This is a genomic window from Pseudonocardia halophobica, assembly GCF_027922425.1.
GTDB lineage: Bacteria > Actinomycetota > Actinomycetes > Mycobacteriales > Pseudonocardiaceae > Pseudonocardia > Pseudonocardia halophobica.
The window spans coordinates 100,711-117,026 of the sequence record NZ_BSFQ01000001.1 but is presented as its reverse complement, the minus strand read 5'-3'; the positions used below and the strand labels follow the sequence as shown (position 1 = coordinate 117,026).

Genomic DNA, 16,316 nt, shown 5'->3' with positions numbered 1-16,316 from the left:
GCGGAGGAGGCATGAGCGCTGCCGTCGACGGCTCCCCGCCGTCGATGAGCCCCGACCCGGGAGACGGGGAGGGGTCCACCCGGCGCCGGCGCGCGGCGCCGGGCGGTCCCGAGGACTCCGGGCCGCTGTGGCTGCAGGAGGAGATGCGCCGCCGGATGGACGCCAACGCCCGCTCCGGCCGCGGCCGGCACGCGCGGGACGAGGCGGACACCGAGCAGTTCGGCGTCGGCGAGCTGCGGGCCCGGGTGGCCCGCGGCGACACCCCGCCGCCGGGCGGGCCGGACTACACCGCCTACCCGGACTACGACGACGACTACGACGACGGGGACGACGAGCCGTTCGGCGGCCCCGAGGTCGAGCGGTTCGAGCGGGTCCTCGGCCCGGCCAGCGTGCCGCTGCGGATGCCGCCGCCCGAGACCTACGACGACGGCCGCGGCGGCCCCGGACCGGACCCGCAGGGCCCGTCGGGCGGTTCCGGCGGGATGCGGCAGAGCGGCGCCCCGGGCAGCCCGCTGTCCCGGGCGGGCCGCCCCGCGCTCGCGCCGGACTCCCTGGGCGGGCTGCCGCCGGCCGTCCGGCCCCCGTCGGGTGATCCGTACCCCCAGGCCTTCACCGGCGAGTTCACCCCGGAGCCGTCCTTCCGCGCGATGCCCGCGCCGCCCCCGTCCGCGCCCATGGCCCCGCCGGGCACCCACCCCGGGCTCCCGCGCCCGATGCCGGACCCCGACGCCGAACGCACGGACGTCGGCGTCATCCCGCCGGTCCCGCCCACGGAGACCCCCGGACAGCCCGGGCACCCCGCGCCGGCGTTCGAGCAGGCCCCCGAGCCCGGGACCGCGCCGCACGGGACGGCCGACGCCACACAGGCCGTCGACCCCGCGAGCCGGCTCCCGCTCTCCGCCCGCACCGCCGGCGCACCCTCGCCCGCCGTCGCTCCCACCGCCCCCACGGCGCCCACCGGCGACACCGGCCCCGGCCGCCCCGTCGGCGCCCGGTTCCGGCCCGTCGAGGAGGAACAGCCCGAAGGCGCGCCCCGCCGCGTCCGCGTGGTGCTGTCCGAGCGCAAGGGCGTCGCCCGCACCGTCCGTACGGTGGTCGACGTGCAGGAGGGCACCGCCGTCGGCGAGCTGCTGCGCACGAACCTCATCGGGGGCCAGCTCGCGGTCGCGCTGCGCATCGGCGGCCTCGCGCTGCTGGTGCTCGGCATGCTGCCCGCGCTGTTCGCCTTCTACCCCGAGCTCGGCCGGCTCGAGGTGCTGGGGCTGCGGCTGCCCTGGCTGCTCCTCGGCGTGCTGGTCTACCCGTTCCTCCTGGTCCTGGGCTGGTGGCACACGAAGGCCGCCGAGCGGGTCGAGCAGAACTTCGCCGACCACGTCCAGGACTGACCCCGCCCGTTCCCCCGCGCCCGATCCCCCAGAGAGCTCGCCGTTGCCCACCCCGTCCGTCATCGCGCTGGTCGCCATCGCCCTCGTCGGCGTGGCGTCCGTCGTCATCGGGTCGCTGGGCGTGCGCGTCGCCCGCAGCACCTCGGACTTCCTCGTCGCCTCCCGCACGGTCGGCGCCGTCCCCAACGCCGCGGCGATCTCCGGCGAGTACCTCTCCGCGGCGACCTTCCTCGGGATCGCCGGCCTGGTGCTCCGCGAGGGCGCGACCGCACTCTGGTACCCGATCGCCTTCTGCGCGGGGTACCTGGCGCTGCTGCTGTTCGTGGCCGCCCCGCTGCGCCGCTCCGGCGCCTACACGATCCCGGACTTCGCCGAGGCCCGGCTGCACTCGCCGCGGCTGCGCCGGCTGTGCACCGCGCTCGTGCTGCTGATCGGCTGGCTCTACCTGCTGCCGCAGCTGCAGGGTGCGGGACTCTCGCTCACCACCCTGACCTCGCTGCCCTCGTGGGTCGGCGTGCTCGGCGCGGGCGTGCTGGTGGTGCTGTGCGTGGTGGCCGGCGGCATGCGCTCGATCACCTTCGTGCAGGCCTTCCAGTACTGGCTCAAGCTCACCGCCCTCACGGTGCCCGCGCTCGTCGCGCTCGCGCTGTTCCTCGGGGGCGACCGCGAGCTCGACCGGCCCGCCGCGCCGGAGTTCCCCGAGGCCACCACGATCGACGTCCGCACGCCGGTGGAACTCGAGGTCGTCGCGCCCACCCCGCTCGAGGCCCGCGGCGAGGTCGACGGCGCGCCCGTCGACGGCCCGCTGGTCTGGCAGCCCGGCCTGCACGGCGTCGAGGCCGGGACCGAGCTGCGGTTCGAGGCCGGCACCGGCGTCCCCGTCCCGGCCGGCACGCCCGCGACGGACCGGGAGTGGCTGGAGCCGCGGTCCGGCCCGCTGAACCTGCTCGAGATCTACTCGATCCTGGTCGCCGGCATCGCCGGCACGATGGGCCTGCCGCACGTGCTGGTCCGCTTCTACACGAACCCGGACGGCCGGGCCGCCCGCCGCACCACCGTCGTCGTGCTGGCCCTGATCGGCGGGGTGTTCGTGCTGGTCACGCTCATGGGCCTGCTGTCGCGGGCGTTCACCCCGCAGCTGCTGGTCGACGGCCGCACGGACGGCGCGGTCCTGCTCGTCCCGACCGCCGCGCTGGGCGACGGGTGGGCGGGCTGGCTGCTCGGCGGCCTCGTGTCCGCCGGGGCCGCGGCGGCGTTCCTGTCGACGTCGTCGGGCCTGGTCGTGAGCCTGGCCGGCGTACTGTTCACGGACGTGTTGAAGGGGAAGCTGCGGGACTTCCGGCTCGCCGCGCTGCTGTCGGCGATCGTGCCGGTGGCGCCCGCCCTCCTCGTCACGCGGCTGGACCTGGCGCTCACCGTGCCGCTCGTCTTCGCGGTCTCCGCCGCCACCTTCTGCCCGCTGCTCGTGCTCGGCGTCTGGTGGCGCGGGCTCACCCCCGCCGGCGCGACGGCCGGCATCCTCGTCGGCGGGGTGCTGTCCGCGATCGGGGTCGGGTTCGCGCTGGCCGGGAGCGTGCCGGAGGGAGCCGTGGGCGTGCTGCTGCTGCGGCCCGCCGCCGTCGCCGTGCCGCTGGCCTTCCTCACCATGGTCGTGGTCAGCCGGGCGACCCGCCGCGCCGTGCCGATGGACGCCGAGCACACGCTCCTGCAGCTGCACGCCCCCGAACGCCTGGGCCTGTCCCGCGACCGGTTGAGCCGGGAACCCTCGTGAGTGCGACGGCCGTCGCTGCGCTCACCGCGATCCTGCTGGTCGCGGTGGCCTCGACGGTCATCGGCATGCTCGGGCACCGGGCCCGCCGGACGTCGGACTTCCTGGTCGCCTCGCGCACGGTCCGGCCCTCCGCCAACGCCGGCGCGATCTCCGGCGAGTACCTGTCCGCGGCCTCGTTCCTCGGGGTGGCGGGACTGGTGCTCCGCGACGGCGTCGACGCGCTCTGGTACCCCGTCGGCTACACCGCGGGCTACCTGTCGCTGCTGCTGTTCGTGGCCGCGCCGCTGCGCCGCTCCGGCGCGTACACGGTGCCGGACTTCGCCGAGCTGCGCCTGCGCTCGACGTCGCTGCGCCGACTCTGCAGCGTGTTCGTGCTGGTCATCGGCTGGCTCTACCTGCTGCCGCAGCTGCAGGGCGCCGGGCTGACCGTCGAGGTCGTCACCGGGCTGCCGCAGTGGATCGGCACGGTCGGGGCCGGGGTGATCGTGGTGCTCACCGTGGTGTTCGGCGGCATGCGCTCGGTGACCTTCGTGCAGGCCTTCCAGTACTGGCTCAAGCTCACCGCGCTCGCCGTGCCCGCCGCGGTGGCGCTGGTCTTCTTCCTCAACAGCGGGCACACCTTCGACCGGCCGCAGGCGCCGGACTTCCGCGAGCAGACCACCGTCACGGTCGAGACGGACGTCCGGCTCGACACCGGCGCGCCCACCCGCGTGCAGGTGGGCCCGGCGGGCGGGGTGGTCGACGGCGCCCCGGTGCCGGCCGGCACCGTGCTCACCTGGGAGACCGGCACCCGGCACGAGGTGAGCGCCGGCTCCGAGCTGGTGTTCCCGGCCGGCTCGCCGGTCCCGACCACGGCGGGGCGGCCGACCACGGACGCCCGCTGGCTCACCCCGCTGGCCGGCGACGGACCGTACCAGCTGCTGGCCATCTACTCGCTGATCATGGCGACCTTCCTCGGCACGATGGGGCTGCCGCACGTCCTCGGCCGCTTCTACACCAACCCGGACGGCCGGGCGGCACGCCGCAGCGCGGTGATCGTGCTGGCCCTGCTCGGCGGGTTCTACCTGCTGGTCACGTTGATCGGCGCGCTGTCGCGCTTCTACACCCCGCAGCTGCTCGTCGCCGGCCCCACGGACGCCGCGGTGCTGCTGCTGCCCGAGGCGGTGCTCGGCAGCGGGCTCGCCGGGGCGATCCTCGGCGGGGTGGTCGCGGCCGGGGCGTGGGCCGCGTTCCTGTCCACGGCGTCCGGCCTGCTGGTCAGCCTGGCCGGGGTGCTGTCCACGGACGTGCTGCGCGGTCGCTCGGCGGCGGCCGACCGGCGGATGGCCGAGCTGCGGATCTCGACGGTGCTGGCCGCAGCGGCGCCGCTGGCGCTCACCCTCGGGGTGACCCGGCTGGACTTCGCCGAGACCGTGGCGCTGGCCTTCGCGGTGGCCGCGTCGACCTTCTGCCCGCTGCTGGTGCTGGGCATCTGGTGGCGGGGGCTCACCGCGCGCGGCGCGATCTCGGGGCTGCTCGTCGGCGGGCTGCTCTCGGCCGGCGCGGTGGCGGTGAGCCTGGCCGGCGTCGGCGGCAGCGGCTGGGTCGGCGTCCTGCTCTACCGGCCCGCGATCGTCACGGTCCCGCTGGCCTTCCTGGTGATGATCGTGGTCAGCCTCGTCACGCGGAAGCACCGCCCGGCCAACACGGACGCCCTGTTGCTGCGGCTGCACGCGCCCGAACGGCTCGGACTCTTCCGCGAGCACGTCGAGAACGTGCGCCGGCCGTCCGACTGACCCGACCGACCGCTCACGCTCCGTGGCTGCGCTGACACGGACGGTTTCGTCGCGGAACCGTCTCGATCGTCGTTCCGAGTCGTTCGCCCTGTAGTGGCTCCGGCGCCGGAGGAGGGCGCCGGACACGCACGGAAGGACTTCTCATGAGCACCACCGGGGAACGGAGCGCCCACGGGACGATCTACCAGCGGGTCCAGGCGAGCCCCGAGTTCGGGGACCTGCGCCGCCGGCTGCGCCGGTTCGTCTTCCCGATGAGCGCGCTCTTCCTGATCTGGTACCTGGTCTACGTCCTGCTGGCCTCGTACGCGCCCGCCTTCATGGCGACCAGACTGGCCGGCAACTTCACCGTCGGCCTGCTGATCGGCCTGCTGCAGTTCGTCTCGACGTTCCTGATCACGACCCTGTACGTGCGCTTCGCCGACCGGACGCTGGACCCGGCCGCCGAGCGCCTGCGGCACGAGATCGAGGGGGAGGCGTGACCGCGCAGCTCGCGCAGGCGCAGGGCACGGTCGGCAACGTCGGCCTCAACATCGGCATCTTCGCGGCGTTCGTGCTGCTCACGCTGGTGGTGGTCTACCGCGCCAGCCGCAGCAACCGCACGGCGTCGGACTACTACGCCGCCGGCCGCTCCTTCAGCGGCTCGCAGAACGGCATCGCGATCTCCGGCGACTACCTGTCGGCCGCGTCGTTCCTGGGCATCGCGGGGGCCATCGCGGTCTACGGCTACGACGGCTTCCTGTACTCGATCGGCTTCCTCGTCGCCTGGCTGGTGGCGCTGCTGCTGGTCGCCGAGCTGCTGCGCAACACCGGCAAGTTCACGATGGGCGACGTCCTGAGCTTCCGGATGCGCCAGCGCCCGGTCCGGGCCGCCGCGGCCACGTCGACGCTGGTCGTGTCGTTCTTCTACCTGATCGCGCAGATGGCGGGCGCGGGCGGGCTGATCGCGCTGCTGCTGCAGATCCCGAACTCGGACAAGCTCGGGCAGTCGATCGTCATCGCCGTCGTCGGTCTCGTCATGATCGCGTACGTGCTGGTCGGCGGCATGAAGGGCACGACGTACGTGCAGATCATCAAGGCCGCGCTGTTGGTGGTGGGCGCGTTCGTGATGACCTTCTGGGTGCTCGGCAAGTACGGCCTGAACTTCTCGGCCCTGCTCGGCGGGGCGGTGGAGAAGTCGTCGAAGGGCGAGGCCCTCCTGGCGCCCGGCCTGCAGTACAAGAACAAGATCGACTTCATCTCGCTCGGCGTCGCGCTGGTGCTCGGCACCGCCGGCCTGCCGCACATCCTGATGCGCTTCTACACGGTCCCGACGGCCAAGGAGGCCCGCAAGTCCGTGGTGTGGGCGATCTGGCTGATCGGCGTGTTCTACCTGTTCACGCTGGTCCTGGGCTACGGTGCCGCCGCACTCGTCGGCCCGGACGTGATCAGCAAGGCGCCGGGCGGGGTCAACTCGGCCGCGCCGCTGCTGGCCTTCGAGCTCGGCGGGGAGATCCTGCTCGGGCTCATCTCCGCGATCGCCTTCGCCACGATCCTCGCGGTCGTCGCCGGGCTGACGATCACGGCGTCGGCCTCCTTCGCGCACGACGTCTACGCCAACGTCCTGAAGAAGGGGCAGACCTCGCCGGGTGCCGAGGTGAAGGTCGCGCGGCGCACCGCGCTGCTCATCGGCATCGTCGCGATCGCCGGCGGCATCCTGGCCAACGGACAGAACGTCGCCTTCCTCGTGGCGCTGGCGTTCGCCGTGGCCGCCTCGGCGAACCTGCCGACGATCCTGTACTCGCTGTTCTGGAAGCGGTTCAACACCATGGGCGCGCTCTGGAGCATCTACGGCGGCCTCGCCGTCTGCCTCGTGCTCATCGTGTTCTCGCCGGCCGTCTCCGGCAGCGAGACCGCGATGATCAAGGGCGCGGACTTCGCGTGGTTCCCGCTGTCGAACCCGGGCATCGTCTCCATCCCGGTGTCGTTCCTGCTCGGTGTGATCGGCACGTTCGCGGGCCGGCGCGAGCCGTTCGACTCGGAGAAGTACGCCGAGATGGAGGTCCGCTCGCTCACCGGCGCCGGGTCCGAGAAGGCCACCGTCGACGCCTGACGCGCTGCACCCACGAACGGCACTCTCGTGCGGTAGGTCCGCACGGGAGTGCCGTTCGTGCGTTCACGGGAGCCTGACGGGGCCGGGTGCCATCATGGGGACATGACCAGCGTTCCGTCCGTGCCCGTCGCGGACCTGCCGGCCGACGCCGCCCTGCTCGACGTCCGCGAGGCGGACGAGTGGGCCGCCGGCCGGGCCCCCGGCTCCCGGCACCTGCCGATGTCCGAGCTCACCCGGCGGATCGACGAGATCCCCGGCGACGAGCCGCTCTACGTCGTGTGCCGCTCCGGCGGCCGCTCCGCCCGCGTCGTCGCCTACCTGACCCAGCAGGGCTACCCGGCCGTGAACGTCGACGGCGGGATGCAGGCCTGGGCCGGCTCCGGCCGCGAGATCGTCGCCGACCCGGACCGGACCCCCGAGATCATCTGAGCGACCGGGTGAGCCTCATGCCGGACGCGTCCGCACGCCCGACGGGCGGGGCCCCCGCCCGGCCACCGGCGTGCTCGCGGTGCGGGCGGGTAGCGCCGCCCGGGTCCGGGCCCTTCTGCCCGTACTGCGGCCGCTACCTCGCCGCGCTGGCCTGGGTGGCTGAGCCACCGCCGGACGGGAAGCCGCGGCCGCCCGTCCGCCCCCGCTTCCGGTACACCGGCCCGCCCCGCTACCGGGAGGTGCCACGCTGGGGCTTCCCGCCGCTCCCGTGGCGCGGCGAGCCCGAGGCCGAGCGTGTGCCGGCGCTCGAGCGGGCCGCCCGGATCGCGCACCCGCTCGACGTCCTGCTGCGGGTCACCGCCGGCGTCGCCGTCGTGGCCGCGCTCGCCGAGATCCTGCGGTACGTCCTGCTGGTGCTCAGCCGCGCCGACGCGCTGCCGGCCGGGCTGGTCGCGTTCTCCGACGCCGCGGTCGCGTTCGGCGGCTGGGCGTCGCTGGCGGGGCTGGTCGGCAGCGGTGTGCTGATGGTGCTCTGGACGCTGCGTGCCCGCGAGGCCGCCGCCGAACGGACCGGCACCGTGCCGGCGCGGCCCGCGGCCGCCGTCGTCGCCGGGTGGGTGGTGCCCGGGCTCAACCTGTCGCTGCCGGGCTCGCTGCTGGCCGAGATCGAGCACGCCGGGCTGGACCGCCCGCCCGCCGAGCGCCCGCGGCCGTCGCGGCTGCTGCTGGTGTGGTGGGGGCTGTGGGGCGCCGGGGTGGTGCTCGGCGTCGTGGTGTTCCTGTGGTCGTTCCGCGGGGGCGTGCAGGCCATGGCCGACGGCGTCCTGCTGCACGCGGTGCTCGACCTGCTCGCCGCGGCGACCGCGCTGGTCACGGTGCGGGTCCTGCGCTACCTCACGGCGCTGCTGGAGCCGGCCCGGCCGGTCCGGCGCGAGACGCTCGTCGCCGTGCGGCCGCCGGGACCGGCGGAGGACGAGGCGGCGCCCGGCGCTACGGTGGCGCCCTGATGGCCAAGAAGAACCGCGACAAGTCCAGCGCCGCGACCGGCGAGAACCCGCGCCGCCCCTGCCCCTGCGGCTCGGGCAAGCGGTACAAGGCGTGCCACGGCGCCGGCGACGACGTGATCGTCACCCGGCCCTTCGAGGGGCTCGCCGCCGAGCCGGACCTCGTCGCGATGCGCGAGTTCCTGCCGTCGGCCGTGGCCCCGCTCCCGCTGCGCGAGACCGGCGAGCGCGCCGTCCGGCTGGCCACGGTGCTGCCGGGCGCCTCCGCGGCGCTCGTGCGGCCGAACGGCGAGATCCTGCTGGGCATGCAGGTCCAGACCCGCTCGGGCGACCTGTCCGCCGACCTCACCAAGGCGCTGCGCTGGGCCGAGGCGGCCGAGCCGGGGTCCGCGCTGCCCGTCGTCGGGCCCGGGGTGGGCGAAGGGGAGGTCGTCCGGCTGCAGGACCTGCTGGTCGCCGACGCCGAGCTCGACCTCGAGCTGCACCAGGACTTCGCCTGGTGGCTGCCCGCCGACGGCGAGGAGCCCGGCGCCGAGATCGCCGCGACCATCGAGCGCGCGAACTCGGTGATCATGCCGACCGAGGCGCTCGGCGGCGAGGGCGTCCGGGCGGCGTACTGGGTCGACACCGGCACGAAGGCGCACGTGCGCTGGGTGCGCCCGGAGGCCGAGGACGCGCTCATGCCGGCGCTGGCCCGGCTGCAGGCGGCCGGCGAGCTCGACCTCGGTGAGGGCAGCCGCTACGCCGGCGCCTTCCGCGCCCACGGCCTGCTCGTACCGGTGTGGGACGTCGACCGGGAGATGCACGCCAAGGAGTGGGCCGCCCCGGCGGTGGCCTTCGCGAAGCGGCTGTCCCAGGCGCTGGCCTCCACGGACGAGCTGACCCCGGCCGAGCGCTCGGCCCGGGACGCGCTCGCGGGCAAGCAGATCACCCTGCGCTGACCGCGCTATGGAACCATAATGCGCGTTCGAGCCCGGATCGAGCGCATTATGGTTCCATAACGCGATTCTCGGGCCGGATTGTGCGCATCATGGTTCCGTAATGCGCATTCTCAGACGCGGCCGCCCGCGACGGGCGGGGCGGACGGGTCCGCCGCCTCGCCCTTCGTGAGCTCGCGGGCCACGAAGTCCTCGATGTGGAAGAGGTTGTCGCCGGCCCGGCGCGCCACGGTGAGCAGCGTCGACATCGACGCGACCTCCTCGACCTGCTCCTTGAGGAACCACTGCATGAACTGCTCGCCGAGGTAGTCGCCCTCGTCGCGCGCGGTGCGGGCCAGCGTGGTGATCTGCTCGGTGACCCGCTTCTCCTGCTCGAGCGCCAGCGAGACGACGTCCTCGACCGTCGCGAAGTCGTTCCGGACCTCGTCGATCCCCGGGATCTGCACGCGCTCGTGGGTGTCCAGGATGTACTGCACCATGCTCATCGCGTGGTTGCGCTCCTCGAGCGCCTGGGCGTAGAAGTGCGCGGCCAGCTGGGGGAGGTCCTCCCCGTCGAGCCACACCGCGACGGCCGTGTACTGCTGCGAGGCCGTGAACTCGCTGCGGATCTGGTCCTTGAGCAGGGCGAGGAACTTCGAGTCGGACACCCGGGAAGGGTAACCTCGGCGACCCTACGGGCGAAGGTTCGCGGGCAGCAGGGCGTACCCCACGAAGGCCACGACGTCGATCAGCGCGTGCGCCCCCACCAGCGGCCACAGCCGGCCGGTCCGCTGCCACACCCGCCCGAACACCAGCCCCATCACCAGGTTCCCGACGAACCCGCCCACGCCCTGGTACAGGTGGTACGCCCCGCGCAGCACCGCGGCCGCGAGCACCGAGCGGTCGGCCGACCAGCCGAGCTGGCGCAACCGGGTCAGCAGGTACCCGATCATCACGATCTCCTCGGCCCAGGCGTTCGCCGCGGCCGCGAGGATCAGGACGGGGGTGCGCCACCAGACGTCGTCGAGCGTGCTGGGGGCCACGTCGAGGCTCACGCCGAGGGCCCGGGCCAGCAGGTAGAGCCCGAGGCCGGGGATGCCGATGAGCGCGGCCAGCCCCACGGCGCCGAGCGCGTCCCTCCCGGGGCGCGTCCGGTCCAGCCCGATCCGCGCGAGCGGGATCCCGGCCCGCAGCAGCAGGTACGCCGCCAGGGCGCCCCAGCCGACGAGCTGCAGCACCCGGACCAGCTGCAGCGCGAGGTCGACCAGGTCGGCCTGGGCCGCGGGGGCGTTGAGTGCGACCTGCTGCTCCGACAGGGGAGTGGGGGAGAGGAGCGCGTCGATCAGGGACAGGGCGCTGCGCAGGGCGGAGAGCCCGAGCGTCACCGTGAGCACCACGGCGATCTCCAGCCCGATCAGCCGGCGCGCCCGGGGATCGGTGACCTCCGCGATCCCGGACGGCGGGGCCGCGAGCCACCGCCCGACCCGACCTGCCGCCACGACCCGAAACTACCGCCCACCGCCGCCGCAGGTACCGGACCCCGTGCGCGGCCTCCTCGCCGGTGGTCACCCGGGCGCGGCGAGGGCGGCCGGGGCCTGCGCCGGACCGCGTATCGTGGGCGGCGTGTGGCGCGTGGTCCTGTCCCCCCGCTGGATCCTCTGGCACGTGCTGGCGATCCTCGCGGTGGCCGGGTGCGTGCTCGCCGCGATCTGGCAGTGGGACCGCGCCGGATCGGCGCTGGGCTCCGCGCTGAACGTCGGCTACGGCATCCAGTGGCCCATCTTCGCCGTGTTCTTCGCCTACATGTGGTGGCGCTTCCTGCGGCTGGAGCTACTGGAGCACCGGGAGACCGCGGCGGCCGAGGGGCCCGCGGCTGCGGAGCCCGAGACGGTTCCCACACCACCCGAGCCCGCCCCGCTGGAAGCCGGCGCCGACACCGGCGCCGGGACCGGCGCGGACGTCCGGGCCGGGACGAGTGCCGACGACGCCCCGCCGCCGTGGGACGCCAGCCCCTTCACCCGAAGCCCCGTCGCCGCGCCGGCCCCCGTCACCGACGCGGAGGCGCCCGGCCTGGCCGAGTACAACCGGATGCTGGCCGGCCTGGCCGCCCGCGACGCCGCTCACGGCGTCGCCCGGGACCGGGAGACCGCGGACGAGCGGTGAGCCGCCGCGGTTAGAGTCGAGGCGTGACCAGCCCCAGGACGTCCACCGCCCGGCGACCCGTCGGGTGGCGGCTGCCGCTGTACCGCGTGTTCGCCTACATCACCGGCGTGGGGCTGCTGCTGCTCGTGTTCTACGCCATGCCGATGAAGTACTTCGCCGGCGACCCGCGGCCCACGGCGATCATCGGCATGCTGCACGGCTTCCTCTACATGGCCTACATCGTGGCCACGCTGGTGCTGGCCGAGCGCGCACGGTTCACGCCGGTGTTCGCGCTGCTGGTGCTGCTCGCGGGCACGATCCCGATCTGCTCGTTCATCGCCGAGCGCAAGGTCACCCACCGGGTGCAGGAGCGGGAGCGCGCCCTGCAGCAGGAGGCGTAGCTCAGGCCTCGTCGACGGCCTCGTCGACCCGGTCGTGCGCGCCGCCGCCGACCTGGCGGAACGGGCACCCGACCAGCAGCCCGAGCTGCACGCGCAGCTCCTCGGCCGTCGTGGCCTCCTGCGGCCACGCGAGCCGCACGTCGTGGTCGCCCTCCGGCGTCTCCACCCGCAGCCGCAGCCCGCACCGGTCCACGCCGAGCGGGCGCACGCGCGCACCCATCGTGCAGCGCAGCGGCGCCGGCAGGTGCCGCGCGAGCGCGTCGAAGACCTCGGGGTGCGCCTCCTCGAGGTGCGACAGCCAGTGGTCCTCCATCCGGCAGAACGGGTCCGGACGCGCGGCGGCCAGGTCGACGGGCGCGAGCGCGGCCGTGCCCTCGGCGTCGGCCAGCACGGCCGAGCTCGGGGTGAGCTTCACCAGCGTGGCGCCGTGGCCCAGGTCGAGCAGCCGCGGGTGCGGCGCGACGTCGGCGACCTGCATCGCGGCCCGGCGGGCCGAGATCGCGTCGGGGATCCGGAGCCAGCCGCTGATCCACAGCAGCGCGCGGACCGGCTCGCGCAGCTCGACCGGCGCGCGGTCGGTCAGCTCGAGCATCACCGGGATCTCGCCCCGGTCCGAGGTGCGGATCGCCTCGAGGACCGGCGACTCGTCGGGCAGCAGCACGACGGCCGAGCCGTCGGCGTGGACGTGGTGCACCAGCGGCACGACGGGCTCCGGTCCGCCCGTCCCGACCAGTGCCGCCTCCCCGCCGCGCGCCGCGACGCTCCGGGCGCGTTCGGCGTCCGCAGGTGCCGGCGGACGCCGGAGCCGGGTCTGTCCCACGTAGCTCACCTCCGAGTTAGGTGAGGCTAAGTTAGCTGCCGGACGACGAGCCTGTCCAGGGCCGGAGCGCCACCCCTTGTCGGGCCCGTGTGAACGGCGGGTTAGCGTGCGTACCCGTGACGACCGTGCCCTCGGGATCCTCCGCCGACCCGTGGCCGATCCGTCCCCTGCTCGCCGGCCTGGTCGACGACGCGAGCCTCGTCCAGCCGCGGATGGTCGCCCCGAGCATCGACGCCGTGGTGGCCCGCTACCTGTCGGCCCGCGACGGGGCCTACGGGGGCATGATCGGTCACCTGGTCTGCCCCGTCTCGCGCCTGCCCGCCCTGGTCACCGAGCTGGCCCGCTCGGCGCCGTCGCGGCCCGTCGACCTCTCGCTGGTCGTGGACACCGGGCTCGGCGCGGTGCCGAAGGCGCTGTCCACGGTCTTCTCCCGGTCGAGCCTGCTCACGCCGCGCACGGTCGAGACGGCCGCGCCGCCGGACGTCGACGCCGTCTGGCTCGAACGCGTGTCCGAGTTCGTGCCGGACGAGGTCACGCCCGTGGTCGAGCCGCGGCGCCCGCTCGGCGGCACCGCCGAGGAGATCGACGCCTGGCTCGACGCCGTGCAGCGGGTCGCCGAGCACGGGTGCACCCCGAAGCTGCGCTGCGGTGGTCCGCGCCAGTCGGACGTGCCGTCGGTCGCCGAGGTCGAGCGGTTCCTGCAGGTCACCGTGGGGGCCGGGCGCGGGTTCACCGCGATCGGGCTGCGCGAGGCCGTCCGGCCGATGCCGGAGAACGAGACGGACCGGGGCCGCCACGGCGTGCTCAACCTGCTGCTCGCCGTCGCCCGCGAGCTGGGCACCGGCGGCGCGGGCACCGTGGCCGACGCCCTCCGCGAGACGGACGGGCAGGCGCTCGTCGCCGAGGCCGAGGCGCTGTCCGGACGCACGGTCGACACGGTGCGCGGGCTGTTCACCTGCTGCGGGATCGACCCCGACCCGATGTCGATCAGCGAGTTCGCCACCCTCGGCCTGCTGTAGGCGCGTCGGTGAGCCGCCGGACCCCGGGCGCGGGGTCCGGCGACCCCTGGGGGCGTCCGCGCACCGAAGACCCCCCGTCACCTCGGATCGCGACTCCCTGTCCTGACCTACGAGCGCGAGGGCGCGCCGGTTCGACCGGATCGCGAAGTTCGGCCCTCCGGCCCTCTCCGTTGGTCGGGACGGGGCAGCGCGGCGGCCGCCGGCGGCCCGACTAGGCTGGCCGATCGTGCCCCGTCCCCGATCCCGCATCGGTTTCCTCGGCCCGCACGCCACCTTCACCGAGCAGGCGCTGCGCACGCTGCCGGAGTCCGAGGACGCGGAGCTGGTGCCGCTGCCGGGCAACCCGGCCGTCCTCCGCGCCGTGCGCGAGGGCACCGTCGACGCGGGCTGTGTGCCGATCGAGAACAGCGTGGAGGGCGCCGTCCCGCCCGTGCTCGACGGGCTGGTGGAGGAGCCGCCGCTGGTGATCGTCCGCGAGGCGGTCATCCCCGTGCGGTTCGTCCTGCTCGGCCGCGCCGGCACGACCCTCGCCGGGGTCCGGTCCGTCGCCTCGCACGGCCACGGCATCGCGCAGACCCGCGGCTGGATCGCCGCGCACCTGCCGGAGGCGGACGTGCGGGTGGCCACCTCCACGTCGGAGGGTGCGGCGCAGGTCGCGCGCGGCGAGGTCGACGCCGCCGTGTCGTCGCCGCTGGCCGCGGAGCAGCACGGGCTCGAGGTCCTGGCCGACGACATCGCCGACAACGCCGGCGCGGTCACCCGCTTCGTGCTCGTCACCCGGCCCGGCACGCCGCCGCCCGCCACCGGGCACGACCGCACGACCCTGGCCCTGACCACGGAGAACCGGCCCGGCTCGCTGCTGGGGCTGCTCACCGAGCTGGCCGTGCGCGGGATCGACCTGACCCGCATCGAGTCCCGCCCGATCAAGGACCGGCACGCGGACTACTGGTTCCACCTCGACTGCAGCGGGCACGTCGCGGACCCGGCGATGGGCGAGGCGCTGGCCGCGCTGCACCGCCGCTGCGACCGCGTCCGGTTCCTCGGCTCCTACCCACGGGCGGCCGGCGCGCCCGAGCCGGTGGAGGGGGTCGGGGCGCCCGCGGTCCCGTTGCACGGGGCCGACGCGGCGGCGTACCGGGCGGCACAGGAGTGGCTGCAGGGAGTGCGGAACGGAGAGTGGACATGACCCCCGAGGAGCCCGAGCAGGACGAGCTGCGCCTGGTCCTGCTGCGGCACGGTCAGACGGACGCCAACGTCGCGCGGGCGCTGGACACCGTCCCGCCCGGGGCGCCGCTCAACGAGACGGGCCGGGCCCAGGCGGCGGGCGTCGCCGAGCTGATCGCGGACTGGCCGATCCGCGCGGTGCACGCCTCCCGGGCGATCCGCGCCCGGCAGACCGCCGAGCCGGTCGCGCTGGCCCACGGGCTGGGCGTGACCGTGGTCGACGGGGTGCACGAGATCTTCGTGGGCGAGCTGGAGGGCCGCTCCGACAAGCCCGCCCGCCGGGAGTTCGACGAGGTGTACGACGCCTGGTGGGGCGGCGACCTCGCGCGCACCCTGCCGGGCGGGGAGTCGGCCCTGGACCTGCGCGCCCGGTACCTGCCGGCCGTCGACCGGATCGTCGAGCAGACGGAGCGGGCCTACGGGCCGAGCGGGATGGTCGTCCTGGTGAGCCACGGCGCCGCGATCCGGCTCGCCGCCGCCGCGCTGCTCGGCGACACCGCCGAGACCCGGTACGTGCCCAACGCCGGCCGGGTGGTGCTGCGCCGCGACCGGTCCGTCGAGACCGGGTGGGCGCTGGAGCTGTGGGACTCCGGTCCCGCGCTGGTCGGCGACGTCACGGCGGGCGCCGCACCCGAGGCGCACTGACGCGGGCGCCCTGACGGCCACCCCCCGGAGGCCGTCAGGGTGCGGCGAGCCGGACGAGCCCGTCCCCGGCGAGTCGGGGCAGCGCGGCCGCGCTGCGCCCCGTGAGCAGCAGGAGCAGGGCCGCGGCGGGCCCGCGGACCTCCGCGCCGTCGGCGTCGCCCGCGGTCCAGTCGACGTCCGTGGCCACGAGCCGCGTGCCACGGAAGCGCCGCCGCGCCCAGAAGGGCCAGCCCATCCGCCACACCCGGTCCAGCCCCTCCCGCGCCGCGGCGAGCGGCATCGGCACCGCGCGCCCGAGGGGCAGGGCGATGTCCTGGACGTGCACCAGGACGTCGAACAGCAGGTTGTCCAGCGTCGTGATCGCCGGTCGGGCGCGGCTGTCGGCGAGCTCCCGCAGCTCGGCGACGAGCTCGGTGGTGGGGCGCCGCGCGTGCGCCAGCGAGAGGTCCCTGTTGACGGCCTGGAGGTCGCCGCCGGCGCGCACGCCCGCGGCGAGGATGCGCAGCATGCCCGGCGACTGCGGGGTGAGCGCGACGTGCGCGGCGACGTCGCGGACCCGCCACTCCGAGCAGAGCGAGGGGCGCTCCCACTCCTCCTCGTGCAGCCCGGCCAGCAGGTCGGCGAGCTCCCGCCGGCGTCCGGCGATCACCGCCCACTTCTCGTCGCGCTCCATCGGCCACCCCGATTCAGTCAGA

The 16,316-nt window shown here is 75.1% G+C and carries 17 protein-coding genes; 13 read left to right on the top strand and 4 right to left on the bottom strand.

The annotated features are described in order from the left end of the window. Window positions 1-11 precede the first annotated feature (11 nt). The 8 genes from PKE99_RS00555 to PKE99_RS00520 all read left to right on the top strand — a co-directional run bounded on the left by PKE99_RS00555 (window position 12) and on the right by PKE99_RS00520 (window position 9,394). Complete coding sequence (locus PKE99_RS00555) at window positions 12-1,385, top strand: hypothetical protein (RefSeq protein WP_197040507.1); 1,374 nt, start codon at window positions 12-14, stop codon at window positions 1,383-1,385. A gap of 43 nt (window positions 1,386-1,428) precedes the next feature. Further along, complete coding sequence (locus tag PKE99_RS00550; RefSeq protein ID WP_037042215.1) at window positions 1,429-3,156, top strand: sodium/solute symporter; 1,728 nt, start codon at window positions 1,429-1,431, stop codon at window positions 3,154-3,156. Beyond that, window positions 3,153-4,931, top strand: a complete 1,779-nt coding sequence (locus PKE99_RS00545) for a sodium/solute symporter (protein ID WP_037042217.1) — start codon at window positions 3,153-3,155, stop codon at window positions 4,929-4,931. The genes PKE99_RS00550 and PKE99_RS00545 overlap by 4 nt, the downstream gene beginning before the upstream one ends. A 143-nt stretch (window positions 4,932-5,074) precedes the next feature. Then, window positions 5,075-5,410 carry a DUF485 domain-containing protein gene (locus PKE99_RS00540; RefSeq protein ID WP_037042219.1) on the top strand — a complete coding sequence of 112 codons (336 nt, stop codon included), beginning with the start codon at window positions 5,075-5,077 and terminating at the stop codon, window positions 5,408-5,410. Beyond that, a complete protein-coding gene (locus PKE99_RS00535) occupies window positions 5,407-7,020 on the top strand; it encodes a monocarboxylic acid transporter (protein ID WP_037042221.1) in 1,614 nt (537 codons plus the stop codon). Before PKE99_RS00540 ends, PKE99_RS00535 begins: the two co-directional genes overlap by 4 nt. A gap of 102 nt (window positions 7,021-7,122) precedes the next feature. Continuing rightward, entirely contained in the window at window positions 7,123-7,449 is a 327-nt protein-coding gene (locus tag PKE99_RS00530) for a rhodanese-like domain-containing protein (protein WP_037042223.1), read from the top strand. 155 nt (window positions 7,450-7,604) lie between these two features. After that, window positions 7,605-8,456: a DUF4328 domain-containing protein gene (locus PKE99_RS00525; protein ID WP_037042568.1), complete on the top strand. Its 852-nt coding sequence runs from the start codon at window positions 7,605-7,607 to the stop codon at window positions 8,454-8,456. Further along, complete coding sequence (locus PKE99_RS00520; protein ID WP_037042225.1) at window positions 8,456-9,394, top strand: DUF5926 family protein; 939 nt, start codon at window positions 8,456-8,458, stop codon at window positions 9,392-9,394. The genes PKE99_RS00525 and PKE99_RS00520 overlap by 1 nt, the downstream gene beginning before the upstream one ends. A 110-nt stretch (window positions 9,395-9,504) precedes the next feature. On the opposite strand, the gene PKE99_RS00515 is transcribed toward PKE99_RS00520, so the two are convergent. Next, window positions 9,505-10,038, bottom strand: a complete 534-nt coding sequence (locus tag PKE99_RS00515; protein WP_037042228.1) for a ferritin — start codon at window positions 10,036-10,038, stop codon at window positions 9,505-9,507. Between the two features lie 24 nt (window positions 10,039-10,062). Next, complete coding sequence (locus tag PKE99_RS00510; protein WP_037042229.1) at window positions 10,063-10,869, bottom strand: CPBP family intramembrane glutamic endopeptidase; 807 nt, start codon at window positions 10,867-10,869, stop codon at window positions 10,063-10,065. Window positions 10,870-10,993: 124 nt separating this feature from the next. On the opposite strand from PKE99_RS00510, the gene PKE99_RS00505 reads away from it, so the two are divergent. Both PKE99_RS00505 and PKE99_RS00500 read left to right on the top strand, forming a co-directional pair. Then, window positions 10,994-11,533, top strand: coding sequence for a hypothetical protein (locus tag PKE99_RS00505; RefSeq protein WP_063739688.1), 540 nt, complete (start codon window positions 10,994-10,996; stop codon window positions 11,531-11,533). Between the two features lie 23 nt (window positions 11,534-11,556). Next, window positions 11,557-11,913 (top strand): DUF3817 domain-containing protein, encoded by a 357-nt coding sequence (locus tag PKE99_RS00500; RefSeq protein ID WP_037042230.1) that lies wholly within the window; start codon window positions 11,557-11,559, stop codon window positions 11,911-11,913. A gap of 1 nt (window position 11,914) precedes the next feature. Here PKE99_RS00500 and PKE99_RS00495 read toward each other — a convergent pair whose 3' ends face one another. Then, window positions 11,915-12,733, bottom strand: a complete 819-nt coding sequence (locus tag PKE99_RS00495) for a DUF2470 domain-containing protein (RefSeq protein ID WP_037042232.1) — start codon at window positions 12,731-12,733, stop codon at window positions 11,915-11,917. Window positions 12,734-12,849: 116 nt separating this feature from the next. Between PKE99_RS00495 and PKE99_RS00490 the strand changes: the two genes are divergently transcribed. The 3 genes from PKE99_RS00490 to PKE99_RS00480 all read left to right on the top strand — a co-directional run bounded on the left by PKE99_RS00490 (window position 12,850) and on the right by PKE99_RS00480 (window position 15,621). Then, a complete protein-coding gene (locus tag PKE99_RS00490; RefSeq protein ID WP_051736983.1) occupies window positions 12,850-13,752 on the top strand; it encodes a hypothetical protein in 903 nt (300 codons plus the stop codon). A gap of 226 nt (window positions 13,753-13,978) precedes the next feature. After that, window positions 13,979-14,938: a prephenate dehydratase gene (gene pheA, locus PKE99_RS00485; RefSeq protein WP_051736984.1), complete on the top strand. Its 960-nt coding sequence runs from the start codon at window positions 13,979-13,981 to the stop codon at window positions 14,936-14,938. Continuing rightward, the gene (locus tag PKE99_RS00480; RefSeq protein WP_051736985.1) at window positions 14,935-15,621 is read left to right on the top strand and encodes a histidine phosphatase family protein; all 687 of its coding nucleotides are present in this window, start codon (window positions 14,935-14,937) and stop codon (window positions 15,619-15,621) included. Before pheA ends, PKE99_RS00480 begins: the two co-directional genes overlap by 4 nt. A 34-nt stretch (window positions 15,622-15,655) precedes the next feature. On the opposite strand, the gene PKE99_RS00475 is transcribed toward PKE99_RS00480, so the two are convergent. Next, a complete protein-coding gene (locus tag PKE99_RS00475; protein ID WP_037042235.1) occupies window positions 15,656-16,294 on the bottom strand; it encodes a maleylpyruvate isomerase family mycothiol-dependent enzyme in 639 nt (212 codons plus the stop codon). Between the last annotated feature and the right edge of the window lie 22 nt (window positions 16,295-16,316).

Excerpts from the sequence above, each read along its gene's own strand:
- PKE99_RS00555 (WP_197040507.1), top strand. The coding sequence starts at position 12 with ATGAGCGCTGCCGTCGACGGCTCCCCGCCGTCGATGAGCCCCGACCCG.
- PKE99_RS00540 (WP_037042219.1), top strand. The coding sequence starts at position 5,075 with ATGAGCACCACCGGGGAACGGAGCGCCCACGGGACGATCTACCAGCGG.
- PKE99_RS00530 (WP_037042223.1), top strand. The coding sequence starts at position 7,123 with ATGACCAGCGTTCCGTCCGTGCCCGTCGCGGACCTGCCGGCCGACGCC.
- PKE99_RS00520 (WP_037042225.1), top strand. The coding sequence starts at position 8,456 with ATGGCCAAGAAGAACCGCGACAAGTCCAGCGCCGCGACCGGCGAGAAC.
- PKE99_RS00480 (WP_051736985.1), top strand. The coding sequence starts at position 14,935 with ATGACCCCCGAGGAGCCCGAGCAGGACGAGCTGCGCCTGGTCCTGCTG.
- PKE99_RS00475 (WP_037042235.1), bottom strand. The coding sequence starts at position 16,294 with ATGGAGCGCGACGAGAAGTGGGCGGTGATCGCCGGACGCCGGCGGGAG.